Source organism: Nostoc cf. edaphicum LEGE 07299 (genome assembly GCF_015207245.1).
GTDB classification, from domain to species: Bacteria; Cyanobacteriota; Cyanobacteriia; order Cyanobacteriales; family Nostocaceae; genus Nostoc; species Nostoc edaphicum_B.
On sequence record NZ_JADEXF010000913.1, the window covers coordinates 1 to 2,787 of the forward strand.

1 protein-coding gene and 1 pseudogene are annotated in these 2,787 nt (G+C 44.6%); both read right to left on the minus strand.

Going from position 1 to position 2,787, the window contains the following annotated elements; translation table 11 throughout:
• Positions 1-260: 260 nt before the first annotated feature.
• Entirely contained in the window at positions 261-1,904 is a 1,644-nt protein-coding gene (locus tag IQ229_RS22510; RefSeq protein ID WP_194047558.1) for a formylglycine-generating enzyme family protein, read from the minus strand.
• Between the two features lies 1 nt (position 1,905).
• Positions 1,906-2,787: pseudogene (locus IQ229_RS22515) on the minus strand (hypothetical protein); the annotation flags it as partial.

The following is a 2,787-nucleotide window of genomic DNA, read 5'->3' on the forward strand; positions in this document are numbered from 1 at the left end:
GAGCTATGCAATTGAGGCTTAAAAAGAGACGAATGTTTTTTAAGTACAAATTGTAGCCTAATGCTATTAAATATAATACTTCAAGCTTTTTTTCTTGAAGTTCAGAAAGAAGACTCATACACTTTTTTCCTCAGTTCTGATACGACTTTAGCGATGGTTAGGGAATGTGACTTTAGTTGGCGGACTTATGCTTTTCCCTAGTATAAATATTCTGTCCAACAAGAGCAGTACCCAAAAACAACACTTATCAACAAAACGTATCACCTGGGGCTTGCTCCATGCAATGAGATAGCTACTCGAAAGCCAATGGTAAGCACTTGATTTGTAGGCGGAATGCCATTTCGATAGGTAGAACGACATACAGCAGGCTCATGCATCCAGGAACCACCGCGAATAACTCTGGGGGTGGTTCGATGGTCAGTAATTCGGACACTTCCATCTGCTGGTGCATTTGTGTAGTCATCATACCAGTGATCGGCGCACCACTCCCAAACATTGCCGTGCATATCCTCTAGCCCAAAAGTATTGGGCGCGTTATAAGCGCCAACTGCACTGGTTTGTTTGCTGGATCGCCCTTTGGGCCCAGAGCGATATCGTTTGCTTCCGTCATAACTGGCAAGTTGAGGAGAAATTGTTTCGCCAAAGTAAAACGGGGTTTGTGTCCCTGCTCGACAAGCATATTCCCACTCGGCTTCGCTGGGTAGACGATAGGGTTTTCCAGTCTGTAGTTGCAAACGCTCGCAAAACTCGATCGCTTCAAACCAAGTAATATGCTCCACAGGTAAATTATCACCTTTAAAGTCGGAGGGGTCAGAATTCAGTTCAATCCTGACTTTGGTAGTCTTGGCAATTGTCCGCCACTGGGCTTGTGTCACAGGAAAACGGCTTAAAAATAAGGAGGTAATGGTGACTCGATGTTGAGGGCGTTCGCGGTAGCCTCCTTCGTTTTGTGCAGTTCCCATCCAGTAGTTGCCTTCTGGTATACGCACCATTTCTAAATTAACTTGTGCCTCTAATTGCTCATAAAATAGGGTTGCTTGTTGTTCTTGTCGGTCGATTACCCAGCGTGAACCCAACCGCATAAACCGGGGTTGACGAATCAATTTAGCTGTTTCAAATTTAAATGATCTTAGTAAGGTAGCTTTGGATGCAATCGGGTTGATATGCCAATTAGAGTTCTGGAAGTTAGGAATCGGTAAAGTGACTCCGGCGACGACAATTTGATTATTATGGGCTGGCAAAGATTTGAGGGTTGATTCTGCTTGGATATGATTGCCACGAGCTAGTTGGCGCATCCCCTGAAGATATGCTAGCAGAGATTGAAAATGAGCTTGATGCAAAGGGGTGGCGATCGCTTCTGTTAATAATGTCAGCCGCAGCCATTCTGTTTTATCGCTGAGGGTTAATTCGGCAAGTGTCGTAGCCAAATCATGCGCGACAACTTCAGGATAAACATAAGCAAGTGCCGTCCAACGTTGAGCTTGAGCCAGAGTTTGTACAGACGATTTAGAATCATTCAATTCTCGCTGTACGTAGGATAGTAAAAAATGGGCTAATTCCTCAACACGCTTCTGACCGAAGCTAGGATGTTGAATCATTTGGTCTAATAAATAATTGCGTAAATCTGCATCCATCTCATATAGTTCATGTCCGACTTCTTTGCAGAGTGGAGAGAGGAGTAAGTCGGCTACTGCAATCCACGGCACTTTCAAGTCCTGTTTTTCGATATCCATCGGAAAAGTTGCCCATAGACAGTAGGTCAAATGGGGCGTGAGAGCGATGGGGAAAGCAGCATGATAGGCTAAATATACATGAGCTTGGGTAAATCGTCTTTTAAATGATGCGATCGCCTCCTCAATTTCCTGAGAGCGCGTTTCTGGCAGCAAAGCATTAGAATTCGTCATCTTAGCGTACCTCCCCCAGAGGTTGATGCCGTCCTCGTAAGACATCGATCGCTTTGTAAAATTCCTGACGATTTACCTCAAACATGGGAACTAAAGCGGCAATATCATTGGCGGTTGTAGTTTGCCAGCGATCGCGCGGAACCGGATTGAGCCAGGTAATATAACGTACATACTGCCGTAACTCTTTTAAAAAGAATTTTGTCAACCGCCTTCGCCTAGAACTAAATCCACCACGAGCAGCGCCAGCATCACTGAAAATCAAGCAAACTGTTCTAGCTTTAGGCAAGTTTGACAAACAATCATCAATTAATTCTGCCTCTAAATGATAGCGATCGCGGTATAAATATTCGTCTGGACAGTTATGAAAATAGTAAACCCGAACCCGGCTGAAACGCCCTCCACGCAATGCTGTATCTGCCAACTCTTGGGAAAGGTGATGAAACGGAACCATCGAACCATCTCCATCGATTAACAGCAGAAGTTCTATGCGGTTGGTACGTCGGGGAACCAGCACAGGATTTAATAAAACTCCCTGCTGGGCAACCTGTTGAATAGTGGCTTCCATATCTAGCTCTATGGGTGGCCCCTCACGACTAAACTGACGCAGATAACGCCACCCTTGCTTCATTTGTCGATGGGTCACTGGCAAATCGTTAACAATCAGGGGGAATTCCCTAAGTCGGTTGTCCTCGCGCCTGATTGCTTTAGAAACTTGAATCTCGTCAGCCATTGTCCGAATGACTTCAGGAGACAGCATTGTTTTGGGTAAATTGATGTAAGTTTCAGGAATAATCGCCTCATCTTTGGAAGATGCTGTCTGTCGAATTTTCCACAGCTTCCAGACAACAAACAGCATAATAATACAGGTAGAAATAATTAATAG